Origin of the sequence: Amycolatopsis orientalis (assembly GCF_000943515.2) — a bacterium.
GTDB lineage: Bacteria > Actinomycetota > Actinomycetes > Mycobacteriales > Pseudonocardiaceae > Amycolatopsis > Amycolatopsis orientalis.
The window spans coordinates 4,326,083-4,351,154 of sequence record NZ_CP016174.1 but is presented as its reverse complement, the minus strand read 5'-3'; the positions used below and the strand labels follow the sequence as shown (position 1 = coordinate 4,351,154).

Below are 25,072 nucleotides of genomic sequence, written 5' to 3'. Positions count from 1 at the left end.
CCTCAAGCGGGGTCAGGACTCCATGGCCTTGATGAGCGAGGCGGGCCGCAGGTCGGTCCAGTTGGTCTCGACGTATTCGAGGCACTCCAGCCGCGAAGCCGGGCCGAACTTCGTGGTCCAGCCCGCCGGGACCTCGACGAACTCGGGCCACAGGCTGTGCTGCCCTTCGTCGTTGACGAGCACCAGGTAAGTGCCGTCGGGGTTCTCGAACGGGTTCGTCATGCCTTGTTCTCCTTCTGTGTATCCGATGAATCCAGCGAGTCCGCCCGCCGCGTGAGGGCGTCCAGCGCGGCGAACCAGTCCTCCGCCAGCCCCCGCACCGACCCTTCGGTCAGCACGGCCGCCGGCCAGGACCAGTGCGCGCCCAGTTCGGGGCCGCCGGGGCGGTCCTCGGTCAGGGCGTTGATCGTGAGCGCGTGCGAGACCGGCATGTGATCGTCCGCCCCGAGTTCCGCCGCCTCGGCCTCCGCCGCGTACGACCAGTCGGTCGCCTCCGGGACACCGATCCGGCCCAGGTAGTTGAACTCGATCTGCGGCTTCGCGAACTTCGCCAGCTCGGGACCGGTCCGCGGGTCGAGGTACCGGAGCACACCGTGCCCGATCCCCGCGTCCGGGAGCCCGTCGAGATGCGCCCGGACCCGTTCCAGCGCGACGCCCGCGGCGGGCCCGCCCGCGAACGCGTCGTCGAGGTCCAGCTCGCCCAGGTCGAGGCATACCGGGACGACGCTGGTGAACCAGCCGACCGTCCGCGAAAGATCGGCCCCGCCTGCCAGGTGCTCCTCACGGCCGTGCCCTTCGACGTCGACCAGCACCGCCCGGCCCTCGTCCCGGCGCCACCGGGCGACAGCGAGCGCGAGACCGGTGAGCAGGACGTCGTTGACCGTCGCCCGCAGCGCCGACGGTACCCGGGAGAGCAGGGGCGCGGTCCGCTCGGCGGGCAAGGTCAGCGCCACCTTCTTCACGGTTCCCTGCACGTCCCGCGCCGGGTCGAGCGACCGGTCCAGCGGGATCGGGTCCGCACCGGCCAGCACCGACTTCCACAGCTCCAGCTCGCCGTCCCGCTTCCGCGTGGACAGCGCCTGCGACCACCGCCGGAAGGAGGTGTCCACAGAGGACAACGCGGGCACCCGGCCGAGAGCGACGGCTTCCCAGGCGGAAGCGAGGTCCGGCAACAGGATCCGCCACGAGACGCCGTCGACGGCCAGGTGATGGATCATCAGCAGCAGCCTGCCGGGTCCCGAGGACCCGGCGTCGAACCACGTCGCGCTCAGCATCACCCCGGCGTCCGGGTCCAGCCGGGCCCGGGCCGGCTCCGCTTGCCGCTCGATCAGCGCGAACAGGTCGCCGTCCCCGGCGTCGACCCGGTCGACCTGAACCTCGACGGAGTCGGCCACCCGGAGCACCCAGCCGTCCACCGACCGGTCGAGCCGTGCGCGCAGCATGTCGTGCCGCGCGACGATGGCGCCGAGCACGGCCTCCAGCTGGGCGCCGGTCATCCCGGACGGCGTCCGCAGAAGCGCGGCCTGGTGGTATCCGGCGATCGGCCCGCCCAGCTCCCGGAGCGCGTGCATGATCGGCGTGAGCGCGACCGTGCCGTCGTCCTCCAGGCTCTCGGCGACCTCGGCCAGCGCCGCGACCGTCCGGCCCGCGAACACGTCGTGCGGCGTGATCCTCAGCCCGGCCGCCCGCGCCCGGCTGACCAGCCGCATGGCGACGATGCTGTCCCCGCCGAGGGCGAAGAAGTCGTCGTCGGCACCGAGTTCCGGTACGTCGAGCACCTCCGCGAACAGCGCGCACAAGGTCTTCTCCCGCACCGTCTCCGGCGCCCGGCCACCGGCCAGCTCCGCGTAGTCCGGCGCGGGCAGGGCCTTGCGGTCCAGTTTCCCGTTGGACAGCACCGGAAGCGCGTCGAGCGTGACGAACGCCGCCGGGACCATGTAGTCCGGCAGTGCCTCGGCCGCGAACCTCCGCAGGTCCGCTCGGTCCACAGTGGACACCACGTAGGCCACCAGCTGCTTGACCCGCGGGCGGTCCTCACGCACCAGGACGACGGCCTGAGCGACCTGTTCGTGCCGCTCCAACACGGCTTCGATCTCGCCGGGTTCGATCCGGAACCCGCGGATCTTCGCCTGATCGTCGGCGCGCCCGCCGAAGTCCAGCCGTCCGTCCGCGGTCCACCGGGCGAGGTCGCCCGTGCGGTACATCCGCGCGCCCGCCGGACCGAACGGATCGGCCACGAAGCGTTCCGAGGTCAGCGCCGCTCGCCCGAGGTAACCGCGGGCGAGCCCGGCACCGGCGATGTACAGCTCACCGGTGACGCCTGGCGGCACCGGCCGCAGTGCCGCGTCCAGCACGTAGGCGCGGGTGTTCGCGACCGGACGGCCGACCAGCGGCTTCCCGCTGTCGCCGATCCTCGCGACCAGCGCGTCCACTGTGGACTCCGTCGGTCCGTACAGGTTGAACGCCTCGGTCCCGTCCAAAGTGGCCAGACGACGCCACAGGCTCTCCGGGACCGCCTCGCCACCGACACCGATCACGGCCAGCGGGCACCGGTCACCGTCGAGCAGGCCGGCGTCCGCCATCTGCGCGAAGAACGACGGCGTGACCTCGATGAAGTCGAAGCCGTCCCGCTCGATCATCGCGGCCAGCAGCTCGGGGTCGCGCCGGGTCTCCTCGTCCACGATGTGCACGGCGTGCCCGTCGAGCAGCCACAGTTGCGGCTGCCAGGACGCGTCGAAGGAGAACGACCACGCGTGCCCCACCCGCAGCTGCGGTTTGCCGGTGGCTTCGACCGCGGGCCGGTGGAGGGTGGCGCGGTGACTGTGGAACAGGTTCACCACCCCGCGATGCGGGACGACGACCCCCTTGGGCGTTCCCGTCGAACCCGACGTGTAGATCACGTACGCCGGATGTTCCGGGTCGAGCGGCCGGATCCGGTCCCGATCGGTCAGGTCGTGCGCCTGCCGGTCCTCGGTGACGAGCGCGCACAGCGCGAGCGTCTCGATGCCGGTCCGCGGCAACGACTCCAGCAGCTCGGGTTCGGTCAGGATCACCTTGGGCCGCGCGTCGGCCAGCATCGCCGCCAGCCGGTCGGCCGGATAGTCCGGGTCGAGCGGCAGGTACGCCGCGCCCGCCTTGTGGACGGCGAGGATCGCCAGCAGCACGTCCGCCGACCGCGGCAGTGCCAGCGCGACGAAGTCCTCCGGCCCGACCCCGTGGGCGACCAGCGCCCGGCCGAGCCGGTTGGCGCGCTCGTTCAGCTCCGCGAAGGTCCAGCTGACGTCGCCGGACACCACCGCCACCGCACCGGGCGAACGCCGGACCTGTGCCTCGAACAGACCGGCCACGGTGGACGGTTCGACGGTGAGCCGCGTTCCGTTCCCCTCGCGCAGGATCCGGTCGAGTTCGGCCTCGCCCAGGATGTCGACCCGGCCGACCCGGCTGTCCACATCGGACACCATGGCGGTCAGCACCCGTTCCATCGCGACCGGGAGTCGTTCCGCCAGGCCGTCGTCGAACAGATCGGCGCGGTATTCGGCGGTGAGCTTCAGCCGCGTGCCGGGTTCCACCGCCCAGGTGAGCGGATAGTGCGTGGAGTCCTCGTGGCGCACGATCTCCCCGCGCAACCCGGCTCCGGTCTCGTCCTTCTCCGCACCCGGATAGCTTTCGAACACCATCAGCGTGTCGAACAGCTCGCCGAGCCCGGCGCCGCGCTGGATGTCCGCGAGACCGAGGTGCTGGTGCGCGATCAGGCCGGACTGCTCGTCCTGGACCCGGTCGAGCAACGCTCCCAGCTTTTCGGCCGGGTCCAGCACGATCCGCACCGGGAGGGTGTTGATGAACAAGCCGATCATCCGCTCGACCCCGGCCAGTTCGGGCGGCCGCCCGGCGACGGTCGCGCCGAACACGACGTCCGCCCGGCCGGTCAGCCTGCCGAGCACGATGCCCCACGCGGTCTGGACGAGGGTGTTCAGCGTCAGCCCCCGTGCGCGGGCCAGTTCGGCCAGCGCGGCGGTCGCCCGCTCCGGCAACTCCAGGGTCCGGCGTTCCGGCAAGGCCGGGACGCGCTGCGGGTCGTGCGGGACGAGGTGGGTCGGCTCGGTCAGCCCGTCGAGCGCCTGCCGCCAGGCGGACTCCGCCGCCTCACGATCCTGGTCCCCGAGCCACGCGAGGTGGTCACGGTACTGCCTGGCGGGCGCCGGATCCGCGCCCGCGTAGAGCTGGGACAGCTCCGCGAACAGTTGCGGCACCGACCAGCCGTCGAGCAGCACGTGCTGGTGGGTGAACACCAGCCGGTGCCGCCCTTCCGGCAGGGCCAGCAGCAGGAAGCGCAGCACCGGCGCGGCCGCCGGATCGAAGCGGCGCCGGTCGTGGGCCAGCTCGGCCTCGACGGCGTCCGCGGTTTCCACGAAGCGCCAGGGCACCGTGACCGAGCGCGCCACCAACGCGACCGGACGGCCGGACGCCAGATAGCGGTAACCGGTGCGCAGCACGGCGTGCCGGTCGACGAGTGCCTGAGCGGCGTCACGCAGGCGGTCCGGGTCGAGCAGTCCGTGGAGGTCGAACGACACCTGGACGGTGTAGACGTCCGGCCCGTCACCGTCCATGGTCGCGTGGAAGAGCAACCCGGCCTGCAGCGGCGTCAGCGGCCACACCTCGGCCGTGTCCGGGGCGGCTTCGAGGATTTCGGCGCGTTCGCCGTCGTCGAGTTCCACCAACGGCTTCCCGCTCGACGCCGAGGGCGCGTCCAGCCGTACCGCGCTGACCTCGGCCAAGGCCGCGACGGTGCGCTGCCGGAAGACGTCGCGGGGGCTGAGCAGGAGCCCGGCGCTCCGCACCCGGCCGACCAGTTGCATCGCGACGATGCTGTCGCCGCCGAGGCGGAAGAAGTCGTCGTGGACGCCGACCCGCTCCAGTCCGAGGACACCGGCGACGAGCGACGCGAGCAGCTCCTCCCGCGGCGTGCGCGGAGCGTCGTCGGACACCGCCTCGGCGAAGTCCGGGGCGGGCAGTGCCCTGCGGTCGAGCTTCCCATTGGGGGTCAGCGGGAACTCGTCGAGGACGACGAACGCCGACGGCACCATGTACTCCGGCAGAGCGGACTCCGCGAGACGCCGGAGGTCTTCGACATCGGCGGATCCGGCCAGGTAGGCGACGAGCCTTCCTTCCCGCAGGACGACCCGTGCCGGGACCCGCTGGGAGAGCACGGACTCGATCTCGCCCAGCTCGATCCGGAATCCGCGCAGCTTGACCTGGTCGTCGATGCGGCCGAGGTACTCGAGCGCGCCGTCGGCCCGCCACCGCGCGAGGTCACCGGTGCGGTACATGCGCTCCCCCGCGTCGAACGGGTTCGCCACGAACCGTTCGGAGGTCAGCCCGGCCCGCCCGAGATAGCCGCGCGCGAGCTGCGCGCCCGCCAGGTACAGCTCACCGGCGACACCGGGAGGAACCGGCTGGAGCCGGGCATCCAGGACGTAAGCGCGGGTGTTCCACACTGGACGTCCGATGGGGACGGTGCCGTCGACGACCTCCCAGGACGTCACGTCCACCGAAGCCTCGGTCGGCCCGTAGAGGTTGTGCAGCGGGACCTCCACGCGTGCGGCCAGTTCCGGCGGGAGCGCCTCACCACTGCACAGGACCCGGCGGACGCCGTGCCAGCCTGGCTCTTCGGCCAGGAACGCCTCCAGCATCGAGGGGACGAAGTGCAGCGTCGTGATCCTCTGGTCACGGATCACCGACTCGAGGTAGCGGGGATCCCGGTGGCCGTCCGGTTTGGCGACCACCAGGGTCGCGCCGGTGAGCAGCGGCCAGAAGAATTCCCACACCGACACGTCGAAACTCGACGGCGTCTTCTGGAGGACCCGGTCGTCCGCCGTCAGACCGTACTCGTCCTGCATCCACAGTAGACGGTTCACGATGCCCTCGTGGGGCACCACGACCCCCTTGGGCCGACCGGTCGAACCCGACGTGTAGATCACGTACGCCGGAGACTTCGGATCGACGACGCGGCCGAGATTCCCGTCGGGGTGGCCGTCAAGTCCGGGCAGCTCGTCGAGGACGACAGCCGGAGCCGCGTCTTCGAGCATGTAGGCCAGTCTGTCGGCCGGATAGTCCGTGTCGAGTGGCAGGTACGCGCCGCCCGCCTTGTGGACCGCGTACAGCGCGACGACCAGATCGATCGACCGCGGCAGCGACACCGCCACCACCGACTCCGCACCCACACCCTGCTCGACCAGCCACCGCGCCAGTCGATTCGCCCGCGCGTTCAACTCGGCATACGAAAGCTCCGAGCCCTCGAACACCACAGCGACCGCATCCGGCGTCCGCACCACCTGAGCCTCGAACAACTCCGGCAGCGTCGCCGCCGGAACGTCGTGCGCGGTGTCGTTCCAGCGCGCGAGCTGACCGCGCTCGTCCTCGTCGACGACGTCGAGCGCGCCGACGGGGATCGCGGGATCGGCGGCGATCTGGTCCAGGACCGCGACCAGCCGCCGCCCGATCGCCTCGGCCGTGGTGTGGTCGAACAGGTCGGCGCTGTACTCGATCGCGCCCGAGATCCCGTCGGCGTTCTCCAGGAAGCCGAATTCGAGATCGAACTTGGCGGTCCCCTGGGCGAGGTGCTCCTGCTCCGCACGGAGACCGGACAGCGCCAGGCCGTCACCCGATTCGGGCAGGTAGACCACCATCACCTGGAACAACGGGTGCCGGGCCAGCGAACGTTCCGGGTTGACCGCGTCGACCAGGCGCTCGAACGGCAGGTCCTGATGCTCGAACGCGGCCAGGTCCGCCGCCCGCACCCGGCGGAGCAGATCGCCGAACGCCGGATCGCCGGAGAGGTCGGTGCGCAGCACGAGGGAGTTCACGAAGAAGCCGACCAGCGGCTCCAGGCGTTCGTCGGTGCGCCCGGAGCTCGGCGCGCCGAGCGGGATGTCGTCCCCGGCGCCCAACCGGTGCAGCAGGGCCGCGACCGCGGCCTGCGCCAGCATGAACATGCTGACGTCGTGCCGCCGGGCGACCTCGCGCAGGCGTCCGCTGAGTGAGGCGTCGATCGGGAAGGTGACCAGGCCGCCTCGGTGACTCGACTCCGCCGGGCGCGGCCGGTCCGACGGCAAGGCCAGCTCGTCCGGCAGCCCGGCCAGCGTCTCCTGCCAGAACTCCAGGTGGCCGGACGCCGTCGCGTCGAGCATCTCCCGTTGCCACAAACCGTAGTCCGCGTACTGGACGGGCAACTCTGTCCACTGTGGAGCTTCACCCGCCAGCCTTGCTTCGTAGGCCGTGGCGAGGTCGGTCATCAGCGGTCCCTGTGACCACTCGTCGGTCGCCACGTGGTGCAGCACGAGCAGGAGAACGTGTTCCGTCGGCGAGACCGCGAACACGGTGGCCCGGATCGGGAGTTCCTCGTCGAGGGCGAATCCGCGTCCGGCTTCCGCCACCAACCGGGCGGGGAGATCCTCGGCGTCGACGAACGCGACCTCAGGCCGCACGTCGGTGAGGATGCGCTGCGTGGCGACGCCTTCCTCCTCGGCGAACACCGTCCGCAGGGTTTCGTGCCGGTCGACGACGTCGCCGATCGCGGCACGCAGTGCGTCCGTGTCCAGGTCACCCCGCAGGCGCCAGGCGAGCGGGATGTTGTAGGTGGGCGTGACCCCTTCGAGCCGGTACAGGAACCACAACCGTTGCTGCGCGGGGGAAAGCGGCAGTACGTCCGGACGTCGACCGGCACCGAGGACCGGCCGGGCGATCGGTTCCGCGAGCCGTGCGGCCAGCGCCGCGACGGTGGGGGCGTCGAAGACGTCACGGACCGACACCGTGGCGTCCAGGCCGGCCGAGATCCGGCTGACCAGGCGCATCACCAGCAGCGAATGCCCGCCGAGCGCGAAGAAGTCGTCGTCGATCCCGACCCGCTCCACGCCGAGCACGTCGGCGAACAGCGCGCACAGCGCCTCTTCCCTGGCATCCCGCGGTTCGCGGCCCTCGATGGTCGCGAACTCGGGTGCGGGCAGGGCTTTGCGGTCGAGTTTGCCGTTCGGGGTCAGCGGGATCTCGTCGAGGACGACGAACGCCGACGGCACCATATGCTCCGGCAGCCTCGCCGCCACAGCCTCGCGGAGCCCGTCCACGGAACCGACGACGTAGGCCACCAGCCGGTCTTCCCGGGCGACGACCACGGCACGCGTGACGGAACCGGACGCGGTCAGTGCCGCCTCGACCTCGCCGAGTTCGACCCGGAAACCGCGGATCTTGACCTGATCGTCGACCCGGCCCAGGAATTCGAGGACGCCGTCGGCGGACCAGCGCGCGAGGTCGCCGGTGCGGTACATGCGCTCCCCCGCGTCGAACGGGTTCGCCACGAACCGTTCCGCGGTCAGCCCCGCTCGCCCGAGATAGCCGCGGGCGAGCTGCACCCCGGCGAGGTACAGCTCACCGGGAACACCCGGCGGGACCGGGTTCAGCCGCGCGTCCAGCACGTACGTCCGCGTGTTCCACACCGGACGCCCGATCGGGACGGACGGCGTCGTCTCGGCACCGGCCCGCCATGCCGTCACGTCGACGGCCGCTTCGGTCGGGCCGTAGAGGTTGTACAGCGGGACGTCCACGCGGGCGGCCAGCTCGGACGGCAGGGCCTCGCCGCTGCAGATCACCCGGCGCAATCCCGCGCAGCCGGCGGTTTCCAGGAACAGCGTGAGCATCGACGGGACGAAGTGGACGGTGGTGATCCCGGCCGTGCGGATCAGCTCCGCCAGATAGACCGGGTCCTTGTGCCCCTCGGGTTTCGCGACCACCAGCGTGGCACCGGTGATGAGCGGCCAGAAGAATTCCCACACCGACACGTCGAAACTCGACGGCGTCTTCTGCAACACCCGGTCGTCGGCGGTCAGACCGTACTCGTCCTGCATCCACAGTAGACGGTTCACGATCCCGGACTGCGGCACCACCACACCCTTGGGGCGGCCGGTCGAACCCGACGTGTAGATCACGTACGCCGGAGACTTCGGATCGACGACGCGGCCTAGGTTCTCAGGCGAATAGCCGTCCAGGCCGGGCAGCTCGTCGAGGACCACCGCGGGAGACGCGTCTTCGAGCATGAAGGCGATGCGGTCCGCCGGGTAGTCGCTGTCGACCGGCAGGTACGCGCCACCCGCCTTGTGCACCGCGTACAGCGCGACGACCAGATCGATCGACCGCGGCAGCGACACCGCCACCACCGACTCCGCACCCACACCCTGCTCGACCAGCCACCGCGCCAGCCGGTTCGCCCGCGCGTTCAACTCGGCATACGAAAGCTCGGAGCCCTCGAACACCACAGCGACAGCATCCGGCGTCCGCACCACCTGAGCCTCGAACAGCTCCGGCAGGGTCGTGACCGGGACCTCACGAGCCGTGCCGTTCCATTCAGTGACACGCGTGAGTTCGTCCTCGACGAGGACGTCGAGGGTGGCGACCGGCCGGTCCGGCGCGGTGGTGACCTGGTCCAGCAGGGACTCGAGCCGGGCGAGCAACCGGCTTGCCGTCGCCGCGTCGGCGAGGTCTTCGGCGTACTCCAGCATCAGCGTGGCGGTGTGCTCGTCGTCGACCATCGTGAAGTGCAGGTCGAACTTCGCCATCCCGGTGTCCATCTCGAACCACTCGGCGGGCAGGCCGAGCACGTCGTGGGCGCCGCCCTGCCGGTGGTAGCCCACCATCACCTGGAACAGCGGGGTGCGGCCCGGCACGCGAGGTGGGTTCAGCTCCTCGACGACGCGCTCGAACGGCAGGTCGCCGTGCGAGAACGCGGCGAGGTCCGCCTCGCGCACCCGGTCGAGCAACTCGGCGAACGTCGGCTCGCCCGACAGATCGGTCCGCAATACCAGGGTGTTCACGAAGAACCCGACGAGCTGCTCTAGTCGTTCGTCAGTACGTCCTGCGATCGGGGCGCCCAGCGGGATGTCGTCCCCGGCGCCGGTCCGGTGCAGCAGGGCGGCCACCGCCGCCTGGAGCACCATGAACGGGCTCGCCCCCGCTTTCGCCGCCAGGGCACGCACGGCGGCCGACAGCTCGGGAGACAGCGGGGACTTCACCTTCCCACCTTTGCCGGTCGGGCGGAGCGGGCGCGGGCGATCCAGCGGCAAGGTCAGCTCGTCCGGGGCGCCGCGCAGGGAATCCGCCCAGAAGGCGACCTGGCCGGCGCCACGCTGATCGAGGAAGTCCTTCTGCCACAGCGCGAAGTCGGCGTACTGCACGGGCAGGTCCGTCCACATTGGAGCCTCGCCGCCGAGCCGGGCCTGATAGGCCGAGGTCAGGTCGCCCAGGAACGGGCGGTCCGACCATTCGTCGGTCGCGCTGTGGTGCAGGACCAGCGAGATCACCTGGTCCCGCGCCCCGAGCCGCAGTACGCGCAGCCGGACCGGGATCTCGCGCGCCAGGTCGAAGGGGGTCCGCGAAAGCTCGGCGACGCGGGCGTCCAGGGTGGCCTCGGCGCACTCCTCGACGGCGAACGGGATCTCCGGCGCGTCGAGAACGCGCTGGCAGGGCTCCCCGTCGTACTCCTCGATGACGGTCCGCAGGACCTCGTGCCTGCCGAGGACGTCGCCCAGCGCGGCGCGCAGCGCGGCGAGATCCAGGTCGCCGCGCAATCGGAAGGTCAGCGGGAAGTTGTAGGCGACCGCGTTCGGTTCCATCCGGTCGACCAGCCAGAGGCTGCGCTGAGCCGACGAAAGCGGGATCCGTTCGGGGCGCTCGGCCCGGACCACCGCGGGCCGAGCGGGTTCGCCGCCGCCCGCCCGGGCGGCCAGTTCGGCGACCGTCGGCGCCTCGAAGAGGTCACGGATGGCCAGTTCGGCGCCGAGTTCGGTCCTGGCCCGGCTGATGAGCCGGGTCGCGAGCAGCGAATGACCGCCGAGGTCGAAGAAGTTGTCCTCGACGCCGACGCCGTCCAGGCCGAGGACCTCGGCGAAGAGCGCGCACAGCGTTTCTTCCTCGACGGTCTCGGCCGGGCGGCTCTCGGTGAGCCGCACCGCGGGATCGGCGTCCGGCAGCGCCCGCACGTTGAGCTTGCCGTTGTCGGTCAGCGGCAGGCTGCCCAGGGTGACGAACGCCGCCGGGACCATGTAGTCCGGCAGTTCCGTCTTGAGCCGGTCACGGAGACGCCGCACCAGTTCGCCGCCACCGCGGGCCGAGGTCGGGCTCGTGGCGTATTTGGCCAGGTTCGTCCCGGCCGAGACCGGCCGGTGCACGTCGGTGATCAGCGCGTCCGTCTGTCCCTTGTGGACGAACACCGCCTCGAAGGCGCCGTCCAAGGACCAGGTCGTGTGCACCCGGTAACCGAGCCGTTCCCCGAGTTCGTGCACGTCCTCGGGCTCGACGCCCTCGGTGGCACGGAAACGGGCGAGGACGTCGACGAGCGGCGCACCGGCGTCCAGCGCCCGGGTCGCCTCGACCTCGGGCAGCTGACGGGCGTCCGGGATCCGGCTCACCCGCAGCATTTCGGTCTCCGCGAGGTACCCCTCCAGCGCGGCGAGCGAACCGACCTCGTCCCACGACAGCCGCGGCGCCTGGGCGACCGAGAAGACCTCGGCCGGCTCCTTCACCAGGACGGCGTCGTAGCGGTACCGGCTCAGCTCGTTGTGCAGCCTCGCCCGTTTGATCCGGACCTGGGCGGCGACCCCCGGCAAGCGCCGCGCGAGGGCGGTGAAATAGTCCGGGTCGATCAGCAGTTCCTTCTCCAGCGCGGCACCGCGTTCGATCGCCCGTCGTACCTGGGCGACGTCGGAGGTGGCGTCGGCGCGGGTGAGCTGGATCGCGGTGTGGAAGGCGCGGGCGAGGCGCAGGTTCCGCACGTCACCGACGAACAGCGCACCGCCGGGCGCGAGCAGGCCGAGGGCCTGGGTGAGCACGCCGGTCAGGTAGTCGACGCTCGGGAAGTACTGGATGACGGAGTTGATCACGATCGTGTCGAACCGCCCGGCGGGCAGACCGTCGAAGACGTGCGCCGGCTGGGCGCGCAGGTTCACCTTGGCCGCCAGCGCCGGATCCCGTTCCAGTTCGCGGTTCAGCTTCGCGATCACCGGCGCGGCGAGGTCGGTGCCCCAGTACTCCCGCGCGAGCGGCGCGATCTGCCCCATCAGCAGACCCGTGCCGACGCCGATCTCCAGCACCCGCTCGGGCTTCAGCTCGGCGATCCGGTCGACGGTCGCCCGCCGCCATTCCCGCATGTGCTCCAGCGGGATCGGCTCCCCGTCGTAGCTGGAATCCCAGCCCGCGAAGTCCTCGGTGAACAGCGCGGTCGGGATCTCGGTGTACTCGTCGGAGTAGATCTGCCGCCATTCGCCGACCTGGTCGGCCTCCGCCTCGGCCCGCGCGTCCCCGCTCAGTTCGGCCGGGACGACGTAGCCGATGAGCCGCTGCAGCCCGGGCGCCGACGGGTCGGGCCGCGCGATGACCGCGGCCTGCGCGACCTCCGGATACCGGCTGAGCGCGGTCTCGATCTCACCGAGTTCGACGCGGTAGCCGCGGATCTTGACCTGGTCGTCGGTCCGCCCGAGGAAGTCGAGGTTCCCGTCCGGGCGGCGGCGCACGAGGTCGCCGGTGCGGTACATCCGCCCGCCGCCGCCGGAGAACGGGTCGGCGACGAATCGTTCGGCGGTCAGGCCGGGGCGGCCGAGGTACCCGCGGGCCAGGCCCTCGCCCGCGATGTAGAGCTCGCCCGCGACCCCGTCGGGGACCGGCCGGAGCCAGGCGTCCACGATGTAGGCGCGGGTGTTCCAGATCGGCTTGCCGACGGTCGGGGTGTCGCTGTCGGTCGTGCCACCGCCGAGGGTGTTGATCGTGTACTCGGTGGGGCCGTACAGGTTGTAGCCGTAGGTCCCGTCGGTGTCGCGCAGCCGGTTCCACACCGACTCCGAAACGGCCTCGCCACCGAGGAGGACGAGCGCGGGCCGGTGCCGTCCGTCCCCGTCTTCCAGCAGCCCTTCCTCGATCAGCAGGTGGGCGTAGGTCGGGGTCACGTTGACGACGTCGACCTCGTGCTCGTCGCAGTACGCCACGAGCGCCCGCGCGTCCCGCCGCAGTTCCTCGTCGCAGACGTGGACCTCATGTCCTTCGACGAGCCACAGCAGCTCTTCCCACGACATGTCGAAGGCGAACGACACGGTGTGCGCGATCCGCAGCCGCCGCCCGCCCGCCGACGCGATGGCGGGCGCGAAGATGGCGCCCTGGTGGTTGAGCTGCATGTTCGTCAAGCCGCGATAGGGCGTGACGACACCCTTGGGCTTGCCTGTCGAGCCCGAGGTGTAGATGACGTACGCCGGATGCTCCATGCGGTTCGCGCGGCCGCGGGCGAACAGCGGGCGTTCGGCGTCGGAGATCGGGCCGTCGCCGAACGCCCTGTCTTCGTGGTCGTCGACGAGGACACGCGGCGCCGCGCCGGGCAGTGTCGCCGAGACGTCCTTGGTGGACACCAGGCACAGCGGTGCCGCGTCCTCCAGCATCACCGCGAGCCGGTCGGCCGGGTAGTCGAGTTCCAGCGGCAGATACGCCGCGCCGGTCCGCAGCACGGCGAACAACGCGACGACCATGTCGATCGAGCGCGGCAGACCGAGCGCGATCACCTGTTCCGGGGCGGCGCCCTTCGCCAGCAGCAGGCGGGCCATCCGGTTGATCCGCGCGTCGAGTTCGGCGTAGGTCAGCTGTTCTTCGCCGAACACCAGTGCGGTCGCGTCGGGTGTCCGCTCGGCCTGGACGGCCAGCAGATCCGCGATCGTGTCCTCGATCACCGGGTGCTCGGCTTCCGCCCAGCCCGCCTCCAGCGCGGCAAGGTCCTCTGTGGACACTGTGGCGAGCGCGCTGACGGGCTTCGCGGGGTCGTCGACGATCTGCTCGACGAGCGAGGTGAACCGGCCCAGCACGGACGCGGCCTGGGCGGCGTCGATCACGTCGTCCCGGTAGGACAGCGTGATCCGGAGCTCCTCACCCGGGGTCACCACCAGCGTCAGCGGGTAATGCGTCGCGTCGATGTTGAGCAGGTCGGTGATGCCGTGGCGATGACGGAGGCCGTCGCGCCGCTCGTCCCCGTCCGCGTTGCGCAGCACGAAGAGCGTGTCGAACAGGACTCGGTGCCCGGCTTCCCGTTGCAGGACGCCGAGACTCATGAACTCGTACGGTGTCAGGTCCATGCGCTCGGATTGCAGGCGCCGCACCAGGTCCAGGACGGACTCGCCCGCGTCGAGCCGCACCCGGGTGGGCACGGTGTTGAGGAACAGGCCGATGGTGTTCTCGATGTCGGGCACGGCGGCGGGCCTGCCCGCGACGGCGGCGCCGAACACGACGTCGTGCCGACCGGTCATGGTCGACAGGACCACGCCCCAGGCGGCGTTGAGCACGGAGTTGACGGTCAGGCCGTGCCGCCGGGCCTGCTCGCGGAGGCCGCGGCTCAGCTCGCCGGGCAGCGCCGTGTCCAGGTTGACCGGGGTGGCCGGGACCAGGTCCTGGCCGTCCGGCCCGATGACGGTCGGTTCCGCGAGCCCGGACAGCGCCTCGCGCCAGGCACTCGTCGCCGTCTCGATGTCCTGCCGGTCCAGCCAGCGCAGGAAGTCCACATAGGACCCCGGTGTGGGGAGCGTCCGGTCGTCCCCGCCCAGGTCGTACAGCGCGAACAGCTGCTCGATGACCAGCCAGGCCGACCAGCCGTCCCAGAGCAGCAGATGGCGGTTCAGCACCACGCGATCGCGTCCGCCCCCGAGCCGCACCAGCTTCATGCGGAACAGCGGCGGGGAGCCGAGATCGAACCGCGTCGCGCGGTCCTCGGCCATCAGGTCTTCTAGCCGGGTCCGTTGTTCGTCCTCGGGCAGCTTCGAAAGGTCCACTTCGGACAGTGGAGGCTCGACGTCCGCCGCCACGAACTGCACCGGCCCGCGCAGTCCCTCGCTGGTGAACCCGGCCCCGAGGCTCGGGATCCGGCGGAGCAGCGCGGCCACCGCCGCCCGCAGGCGGACGGCGTCGAGGCGGTGATCGAAGTCGATCGCCTCCTGAATCGTGTAGATGTCCACGCGGTCGGAGTTGTAGCTGGAGTGGAAGAACAGGCCTTCCTGCAGCGGCGACAGCGGCCAGATGTCGGCGACCGGCACCGGGCTGGACCGCTCGACGCGCGCGATCTCCTCCTGCGTCAGCGACACCAGTTCCAGATCGGACGGCGTGAGCCCCGCGGGCTCGGCGGTGTCCGCCGCCGCGAGTTCCGCCAGGGCGGCGGCCCAGCGGTCGGCGAGGGCGAGTGCCCCGGCCGGGCCCGCGAACGTCGCCGTCAGCCGCGGCCCGTCCTCGGTGTCCTCACAGGCGACGCCGATCCGCAGGACGTGGTCGCCCGGCGGCGGGACCGCCACGTGCCCGCCGAACTGCCACTCCCCCGGTCCGGCGGGGACACGCCCGTCGTACCGCAGGGCGATCCGCGGCCGCGCGAGCCCGGTGAACAGCGGCACGGTCTGCGCGTTGAGGTACCGCAGCGGGCCGTAGCCCCCGGGCGTCGCCCGGACGGTTTCCTTGACGGCCTTGAGCATCGCCGGCGGCGCACCGGTCGCGGTGAGGCGCACCGGACGCACCGACGTCAGGGCGCCGACGGTGCGCGGGGCGTCGGCGACCCGCTCGTGGACGTCGACGAGGAGGTCACCGTCGACGGCGGCCTTCAGCGCCGCCAGGAGGACGTCGGTCACGTCGCCGTGCACGGCGGCGGGCAGCGGGCCGACGAGCGCGCGACTGTCCTCCGTGGACAGGGTGATCCGGCGTTCGGTGACCTCGCCCGTCGTGGGAACCTCGAAGGCGCCGGGGGCCAGGGTCGCGGCCCAGTGGTCGATTTCGCCGAGCAGGGCGGGGTCCTGCGCGTTCGTGGTGATCCGGCGCGCGATGGTCCGCAGCGACGTCTCCACGGGCGTGAACGCGGACGCGTCGCCTGCGGTCACGGTTCGCCAGGCGAGCGCGAGATCCGCGGCGAGCGTCGGCCAGCTTCGCGCGTCCAGCAGGACCGGATGCGCGACCAGGAGCAAGCGCCCGGGCTCGTCGAACCACACCGCCTGCAGCAGGCCGTCGGTGAGCCGTCCCACTACCTCCCGGTAGCCGTCCTCGATGGACCCCGTCGCGCGGCGGAGCAGGTCCGTGGCCTGGACTGTCCCTTGTGGACGGACTTCGAGCGACCACAGGACCGACGCGACCCGCGTCAGCGCGAGCCGCAGGCCGTCGTGGTGGTCGAGGACCAGTTGCAGGGCCGCGGCGAGTGTCTCGACGTCGGCCCCGGACGGCACGGTGAGGACCACGGACTCCGGTTGGACCGCGGAACCCAGCTCACGGAGCCGGAGCACTTCCGGCAGGAGCGGCAGCGCGCCGACCCCCTCGGCGTCGGCCACCGGTCCCGGCTCGGCCCGCGTACCGGTGGCCGCGAGCGCGGCGGGGGTCCGGAGGGCGAAGACGTCCTTGGGGCTGAGTTCGAAACCCGCCCGGCGGGCGCGGCTCGACACGGCGATCGAGGAGATGCTGTCGCCACCCAGCAGGAAGAAGTCCCCGTGGACGTCGACGGCGTCCAGTCCCAGGACGTCCGCGAAGATCCGCGCGAGCGCCCGTTCCTGCTCGTTCCCGGACGCCGCGGCCACCCTCGTGCCGGACTCGGGCGCGGGCAGCGCCCGGACGTCGAGCTTTCCGCTGGGAGTCAAGGGGAACTCGTCGAGGACCACGAAGGCCTGCGGGACCATCGGGGCGGGCAACGCCTCCGTCACCGCGGCACGCAGCCGCTCCACGTTCGCGTCACCGGTCACGTAACCGACGAGCGTGCCGTCTTTGGCGACCACCGTGGCGGCCGTGACCTCCGGCAGCGTGGCGAGTACGGCCTCGATCTCGCCGAGTTCGATCCGGTTGCCGCGGATCTTCACCTGCCGATCGGTGCGGCCGAGGTACTCGATCTCGCCGTCGGCGCGGCGCCGGACCAGGTCCCCGGTCCGGTAGAGCCGCTGGCCCGGTTCACCGAACGGGTCGGCGACGAAGCGTTCGGCGGTCAGGGACGGCCGCCCGTGGTAGCCGCGGGCCAGCTGGACACCGGCGAGATACAGCTCGCCCGCCACGCCGTCGGGAACGGGACGCAGGTAGCCGTCGAGCACGTGCAGTCGCGTGTTCCACACCGGACGTCCGATGGGGACAGTGGTCCCCTCGGATCCGGTGGTGGCGAAGAAGGTCACGTCCACCGCGGCCTCGGTCGGGCCGTAGAGGTTGTGCAGCGGGACCCCGGTGAGCGAGCGCCAGCGGGCGGCGATCTCGCCGGCCAGTGCCTCGCCGCTGGAGAACACGCGCCGGAGGCTCCGGGTCCAGCCGAGGTCGTCGGTGACGTCCTCGCTGCCCAGGAACGCGGCGAGCATCGACGGGACGAAGTGCAGGGTGGTGATCTCCCGGTCCCGGATCACCCGCGCGAGATAAGCCGGATCGCGGTGACCGTCCGGTTCGGCCAGCACCACCGCGGCGCCTTCGCACAGCGCCCAGAAGAACTCCCACACGGACACGTCGAAACTCGACGGCGTCTTCTGCAGGACCCGGTCCGACGCGGTCAGCCGGTACTCGTGCTGCATCCAGGCCAGCCGGTTGACGATCGCGCGATGGGTGACCGCCACCCCCTTCGGCCGTCCGGTCGAGCCCGAGGTGTAGATCAGGTAGGCGGCGTCGTCCGCCTTGGCTGGTTCGCCCTGGACATCACCGGTGACGGGCTCGTCGGTCACGGAAACCCGCGTCAGCCCGTCGGCGTCGGGGATCCGCGACGCCGTCCCGGGTTCGGACACGATGAGACGCGCGCCGGAGTCGGCCAGCATGTAGCCGACCCGGTCGGCCGGGTAGTCGAGGTCGATCGGCAGATACGCGGCCCCGGCCTTGAGCACGCCCAGCAGGGCGACCATCAGCTCGGCCGACCGAGGCACGGCGGCGGCCACGACCTCGCCGGGGCCCGCCCCGCGCGACCGCAGGGTGCGGGCCAAGGCCTCCGCACGGGCGTCGAGGTCCGCATAGGACAGTTCGGTGTCCTTGAACAGCACCGCCGTCGCGGAAGGCGTCTTGGCGACCTGCTCGGCGAAAGCCCCGGCCAGGGTGTGCTCGGGCACCGGGTGCGCGGTCGCGTTGAGGTCGGCCAGACGGCCGCGTTCGGCGGGTGACAGCAGATCGACGGCCGCGACCGGCAGCTCCGGGTTCGCGGTCAGCGTCTCCAGCAGCCGGGCGAAGCGTTCCGCGAGCTGCCCGGCCGCGACAGCGTCGATCCGGGCGGCGTCGAACTTGAGGCTGAACTCCAGATCTTCCCCCGGTGCCACGACCACCGCGACCGGGAAATGCACCGCGTCGACGACCTCGACCCCGGTGAGGCGAAGGGCTCCGGACGGGTCCACGCGCTCGTCGTCACGCGGGAAGTTCTCGACGACGACGAGGGTGTCGAACAGTTCTTCCTGTCCGGCGCCCGCGATCCGCTGGAGTTCCCCGAGGCCGAGATGCTGATGATCCAGCAAAGCCGACTGCTCGTCCTGCAGCCGCCGCAGCACGGACGCGACCGGTTCGGCGGCGGACCAGCGCAGCCGCACCGGCACCGTGTTGATGTACAGGCCGACCGCCGACTCGAGGCCGGCGGCACCGGTGTCCCGGCCGGAGACCGTGCTGCCGAACAGGACGTCTTCGCGGCCGGTGAGCCCGCCGAGCAGGAGACCCCAGGCGCCGTGCAGGACGGTGCCGAGGGTGAGCCCGTGCGCACGCGCCATCGCGGCCACTCCCGCCGTCGCCCGCGCGCCGAGGTTCAGGTGCACCCGCGACGGCCGTCTCCCGGCCGCGGCCGGTGCTTCGATCAGCCGGGTGGGTTCGTCCACTCCGGACAACGCGGTCCGCCAGGCTTCCCTCGACACCTCGTGATCGCGCGACGCGAGCCGTCGCAGGTGATCCGCGCGGGGGTCCGGCCCCGGCCCCGGCGCGTCCGCGCCCGCGTAGCCGGCCAGCAACTCGCGGAGCAGCACGACGACCGACCAGCCGTCCGCGAGGATGTGGTGGAACGTGAGCGCCAGCTTGGCCCGGTCCTCAGCGAGCCGGGTGAAGGTCGCGCGTAGCAGGGGCGGCCGCGCGAAGTCGAACCGGCGTGAGCGATCGGCCTCGAAGGCTTCCTCGGCGTCTTCGGCCGCCACCTCGCGCCAGGGCAGTTCGGCGTGGTGGGTCACCACCTGGACGACCTGGCCGCCGTCGAGCTGACGGAAGCCGGACCGCAGGGACGGATACCGGTCCAGCAAGGCCTGTGCCGAGCGGCGCAGCGCGGCGGCGTCGACCGGTCCTTCGAGGTCGAGCACCTCCTGGACGGTGTAGATGTCGGCGGCCGACCCGCCTTCGAACTCCGCGTGGAAGAAGAAGCCTTCCTGCAACGGCGTCACGGGCAGGACGTCGGCGTACTCGGCGAGCGTGGCGCGTTCGGCGCCGGTCAGCGCCAGCAGCGGCCGCTCGTCCACAGTGGACTCCCCGGCCACGATGCCGGCGCAGGCGGCCAGCGCCTCTGGGGTCCGGTGCTGGAAGACCTGGCGCGGGGTGATGGCGAGGCCCTGCTCCGCCGCGCCGAGCACCAGGCGGATGGACAGGATGCTGTCGCCACCGAGGGAGAAGAAGTCGTCGTCGGCACCGGCCGAGGGCAGTCCGAGTACCCGCGCGACGACGTCGCACAGGATCCGTTCCCGCTCGGTGCGCGGCGCGCGGCCGGTGGCGGCGGCGCCGAAATCGGGCAGGGGCAGCGAAGTCCGGTCCAGTTTGCCGTTGGGCATGATCGGCAGCCGGTCGAGTTCCACGAAGGCCGACGGCACCATGTAGTGCGGCAGCGCCGATTCCGCGTGCGTGCGCAGATCCTTCAGCAGCGACGGCGAGCCGTCCGCCTCCGGCACGACGTACGCCACCAGCCGCCGGTCCCCCGGCTTGACCTCGCGCGGTACGACGGCGATCCGCTCGACCCCGGCGCAGGCGGCGAGCGCGGATTCGATCTCCCCCGGTTCGATCCGGAAGCCGCGGATCTTGACCTGGTGGTCGGTGCGGCCGAGGAAGTCGAGGTTGCCGTCCGCACGCCAGCGGACCCGGTCACCGGTGCGGTACATCCGCGCGCCGCCCCCGGCGAAAGGATCGGCGACGAAGCGTTCGGCCGACAGGCCGGGACGTCCGGCGTAGCCCCGCGCGAGACCGCGGCCACCGACGTACAGCTCCCCTTCGACACCGACCGGGACCGGCCGCAGTGCCGTGTCGAGGACGTAGCAGCGGGTATTCGGATCCGGCCTGCCGATCGGGATCGGGCCGGACCAGCCGGGCTCCGCCGCCCACAACGTCGAGTTCACCGTCGCCTCGGTCAGCCCGTACGCGGCGACAACCTTCAGGTCCTCGGCCCAGCGCGCGATCAGTTCCGGCGGAACGGTCTCGGTGCCGACGATCAGCACCGCGCCCTTCGGAAGTTCGCAGTCCGGTGGCAGCGCCGCGACGAGCGACGGCGGGAGGATCATGTGCGTCGCTTCGTGGGCGGCGATGTAGCCGGTCAGCTCCACGCCCGCGACCCGGCGGTGCGACGGCACCACGATCAGGGTCCCGCCGACGCACAGCGACATGACCAGATCCCAGACCGTCACGTCGAAGCCGGTCGAGGCGAACTGCACGACCCGGCTGTCCCCGCCGATGCCGATCCGTTCGGTCGCCGTGCTGATCAGGCTGCCGATCCCGTCGTGGGACAGGACGACGCCCTTCGGCCTCCCTGTCGAGCCCGAGGTGTAGATGACGTACGCGGCCCGGCTCAGCGCGATCCCGCTGACGTCCACAGTGGACGGATCGAGTGCAGCGAGTTCCCCGGCGATCGCGGCGTCGTCGAGCAGGATCCGTTCGGCGTCCACACTGGACGGCAGCTGCGCGGCCTCTTCCCTGGTGGACACCACGATCCCGGCGCCGGCGTGCGAGAGCATGTACGCGATGCGCTCTTCGGGGTGATCGAGGTCGAGCGGCAGATAGGCCGCCCCGGCCTTCATCACGGCCAGGAGCGCGACCACGAGATCGGCCGAACGCGGCATCGCGACGGCGACGACGTCCTCGTCACCGACCCCGCGGTTCCGCAGCAGGCGGGCGAGCCGGTTGGCGGCGGCGTCGACCTCGGCGTAGGTCAGCCGGACGCCCTCGCAGACGACGGCCTCGGCGTCCGGCTTCCGTGCCACCACCCGGTCGAACGCCTCGGGCCAGGACACTTCCGGCGACTCCGCCGTCGCGGTCCCGAGTTCCAGTACCTCGGCCCGCTCGGCGGCCGAGAGCAGGTCGATCGCGGCCAGCGGCAGCTCCGGCCGCTCCACCAGGCCGTCCAGCACCGTGGCGAACCGGCGGCGGTGCTCGGCGAGTTCGGCGTCCGAGGACACGGCCGCGTCGGCGTCGAAGTCGAAGCGCAGGCCCCGGCCCTCGCCGGCGTCGTACACGGCGATGGCGACGTCGCTGATCGGACCGAGTTCGAGGTTGTGCACGGTGGCCTTCGCGTCGCCGAACGCGAGTTCGGCGTCCACGGCCATGAAGTTCACGCTAAGCCCGACGAGTTCGTGCACCCCACCGCTCGCGCCGAGTTCCCTGGCGAGGTCCTCGCCGCGGTACCGGCTGTGCGCCAGCAGCGCGGAGACCTTCTCGGCGACCTGGGCGACCAGAGCCGACGGCGTCGTCTCGGGCCGCACGGTCAGCCGCAGCGGCAGGACGTTGGACACCATGCCCGGCTGCTCACGCAGCGCGCGGGTGGTGCGCGCGGTGACCGGCAGGCCGAGGACGAGGTCTTCGGCACCGGTCACGCGGTGGGCGTAGGCCGCCACCGCGGCGATCGCGACCCGGGAGAGCCGCGTTCCGGCGTCGAGGGCGAACTTCCGCAGGCCACCGGTCTTCGCCGCGGGCAGCTCCCAGGAGTGGCGCCGCAGCCGGACCGGCCCGGACGACGCGCGTTCGAGCAGCCGCACCGGGTTCGGCCTGCCCGTGAGTTCGCCGAGCCAGTACGCCTGATCGGCCTTCCCGTCGTAGTCGGCCTCGATCAGCCCCGCGAGCGGCCAGTCGACCTCCTCGGCGGTACCCGCGTAGAGCGCCGCCGCACGCCGGGTCAGCACGGCCTGGCCGTGCGCGTCCATCACCAGATGGTGATAGCGCTGAAACCAGCGGACCCGGTCCTCGGCGAGGATCAGCAAGGTGTGCGCGGTGAGCGGGCCCCGGCCGAGGTCCGCCACCACGGCCAGTTCCGCCCGCGCCCAGGCGTCGGCCGCCGCTTCCGGATCCGGCTCACCGGTGAAGTCCAGGACAGCGACGTCGGCGGGCGCGGCGGGAAGCTGGCGCGGCTCGCCGTTCTCCACCTCCACCGTGACGTGCAGGCATTCCGCCTCCGCGACCGCCCGACGAACGGCGTCGGCCAGCCGGGCGACCTCGATGTCGCCTCGAAGCTCCGCGACCCAGCCGATCGTGTAGACCGGATCGGCCGGGTCGAGCTGCTGAGCCAGCCAGATCCCCTGCTGGGCGGGGGTCAGGGGAAAGCCGCGGTTCATCGGGGTTGCCTCCACCGTTCGAAGAGCGTGAAACGTCGTATGCGGGTCAGGCCGGCCCGGTGGCGCTGACCGCGTACTCGGGCCGCGACGCGTCGGCCGCGCGCCGGTCCACAATGGACTCCAGGATCTCGCCGACCCGGACGGCGGTGTTGGACAGCAGCGACGACGTGATGCCGTGCGTGTGCTCGGTGCCGCCCTGGAGGTAGATCCCGCCGTGCAGCGCCGGTTCGGTGACGATCCGGTAGTCGCGTTCGACGCGCAGCCTGCCCTCGTCGTCACGAGCGCAGGCGGAGGCGAGTTCGCCGAGCAACGGCGTGGGATCCGCTGGGCTGTACCCGGTGGCGTACACGACGAAATCGGCGTCGAGCCGGGTCCGCTCGCCGGTCTCCAGCGCCTCGATGGTGACCCGGACCCCGGAGCCGGTGTCGACGACCTCGGTGGGCCGGGAGACGTTGATCAGCTTCAGGCGCTCGACGCCCTGGACCTTCTCGCGGTAGACGCGGCGGTACAGCTCGTCGATCAGCTCGATGTCCACAGCCGAGTAGTTGGTCGCGCCGTGGTAGCGCATCAGGCGTTCCTTGACCTCTTCCGGCGCCTCGTAGAACCGCCCGACCGCCTCGGGGTCGAAGATGCGGTTGGCGAACGCGCTGTCGTCGGCCGGGCTGTAGCCGTAGCGCGCGAACACCGCGCACACCTCGGCGCACGGGAAGCGGTCGTGCAGCAGGGCGCTGACCTCGGCCGCGCTCTGGCCGGCGCCGACGACGACGAACCGGCGCGGCTCCTCGGCGGCCATCCCCTCGACGCGGTGCAGCAGTTCGCTGTTGTGCCAGATCCGCGTCCCCGGCGTCACCCCTTCGGGCAAGTTCGGCCGCAGCCCGGTGCCCATCACCAGGTTGCGGGCGCGCAGGTTCACCAGTTCGCCGTCGGTGCGGGCGTGGACGTCGAAGAACACGATCTCGTCGCGGTCGAAGACGGGTGTGACCGAAAGGACCTCGGTGCCGTAGGAGACCAGGTCGTCGACCTTCGCCGCCGCCCACTCGAAGTAGTCGTGGAACTCGATCCGCAGCGGGAACAGGTTCTTGTGGTTGATGAAATCGACCAGCCGGTCCTTGCTGTGCAGATACGACAGGAAGCTGAACGAACTCGTCGGATTCCGCATCGTCGCCAGGTCCTTGAGGAAGGAGACCTGCATGGTGGCGTTGTCGAGCAACATCCCGCGGTGCCAGCCGAAGCGGACCTGGCGCTCCAGGAAGTGGGCCGTGACGGTCTCGGCCCCGGGTGCGGCGTTGTGCTCGGTGACGGCGATGGCGAGCGCCAGGTTCGACGGACCGAACCCGACCCCGACCACGTCGTAGACCGGAACCCGTTCACCGACCACTGCTCGTGCCATCTTGAACCCCTAGCGCGGCTCAGCCGCATCTCGGTACTTCGTTACAAAGACCAGGGAACCCTAACCTAAGTTAGGTGAGGCTCAACTAGTACTTTCAGTGGTGATGTTCATCCCTCGACCAGGAGGAGGCCGGTCCCATGCGGGTCGCCATGTTCGGATACCAGACCTGGGGACACCGCACCCTGCGGGCGTTGATCGACGCGGGCCACGACGTCGCCCTCGTCGTCACCCACCCGAAGAGTGACCACGCCTACGAGAAGATCTGGTCCGATTCCGTCGCGGACCTCGCCGAGGCCAACGGGATCCGTGCCCTCCTGCGCCAGCGTCCCGACGACGCCGAACTACTGGCGGAGCTGAAGGAAGCCGATCTCGACCTGATCGTCGCCAACAACTGGCGTACCTGGCTGCCGCCCGAGATCTTCGAGATGCCGCGCCACGGCACACTGAACGTGCACGACTCCCTGCTGCCCGCCTACGCCGGCTTCTCCCCGCTGATCTGGGCGCTCATCAACGGCGAGCCGGAGGTCGGCGTCACCGCCCACATGATGGACGCCGACCTCGACGCGGGCGACATCGTGCTGCAGCGCTCCGTCCCGGTCGGGCCGAAGGACACGACGACCGACCTCTTCCACCGGACCGTGGAGCTCATCGCGCCGATCACCACCGACGCCATCGAACTGATCGCCAAGGGGAACTTCACCCCGGTCAAACAGGACCGGTCGAAGGCCAGCTTCTTCCACAAACGCGCCCTCGAAGACAGCCTCATCGACTGGTCCTGGCCCGCCGAGGAGATCGAACGGCTGGTGCGCGCCCAGTCCGACCCGTACCCGAACGCCTTCACCTACCACCGCGGGAAGCAACTGCGCGTCATCCGCTCGTCGGTGTCGGCCGGCCTCTACGGCGGCACCCCCGGCCGGATCTTCATCCGCGAGGGCGAGGGTGTCGTGATCGTCGCCGGACCGGAGGCGCGGCGCGGCCGTTCGCACGGGCTCGTCATCGAGCACGTCCGGACCGAGGACGGCACCGAACTGGCCGCGACCGACTACTTCCGCACCATGGGCGGCTACCTCACCGCTCGCCCCTGACCTGCGGGTAGTGAGGGGTCGAGCGTGTCGCGGTCCGGTGGCCCGGCGATGTCCGGTGGTGTCGC

At 71.4% G+C, this 25,072-nt stretch carries 4 protein-coding genes; 1 reads left to right on the top strand and 3 read right to left on the bottom strand.

Annotated elements, in window-relative coordinates; all coding sequences use genetic code 11:
- Nucleotides 1-12: 12 nt before the first annotated feature.
- From SD37_RS18875 to SD37_RS18865, 3 genes are read right to left on the bottom strand one after another with little or no spacing between them, the layout of a single operon-like run.
- Nucleotides 13-222 (bottom strand): MbtH family protein, encoded by a 210-nt coding sequence (locus SD37_RS18875; protein WP_044853141.1) that lies wholly within the window; start codon nucleotides 220-222, stop codon nucleotides 13-15.
- Entirely contained in the window at nucleotides 219-22,547 is a 22,329-nt protein-coding gene (locus tag SD37_RS18870; RefSeq protein WP_261340688.1) for a non-ribosomal peptide synthase/polyketide synthase, read from the bottom strand. Before SD37_RS18870 ends, SD37_RS18875 begins: the two co-directional genes overlap by 4 nt.
- Nucleotides 22,548-22,578: 31 nt before the next feature.
- Nucleotides 22,579-23,922: a lysine N(6)-hydroxylase/L-ornithine N(5)-oxygenase family protein gene (locus SD37_RS18865; protein ID WP_044853139.1), complete on the bottom strand. Its 1,344-nt coding sequence runs from the start codon at nucleotides 23,920-23,922 to the stop codon at nucleotides 22,579-22,581.
- Between the two features lie 137 nt (nucleotides 23,923-24,059).
- On the opposite strand from SD37_RS18865, the gene SD37_RS18860 reads away from it, so the two are divergent.
- Nucleotides 24,060-25,007 (top strand): methionyl-tRNA formyltransferase, encoded by a 948-nt coding sequence (locus SD37_RS18860; protein ID WP_044853138.1) that lies wholly within the window; start codon nucleotides 24,060-24,062, stop codon nucleotides 25,005-25,007.
- Nucleotides 25,008-25,072: the final 65 nt, after the last annotated feature.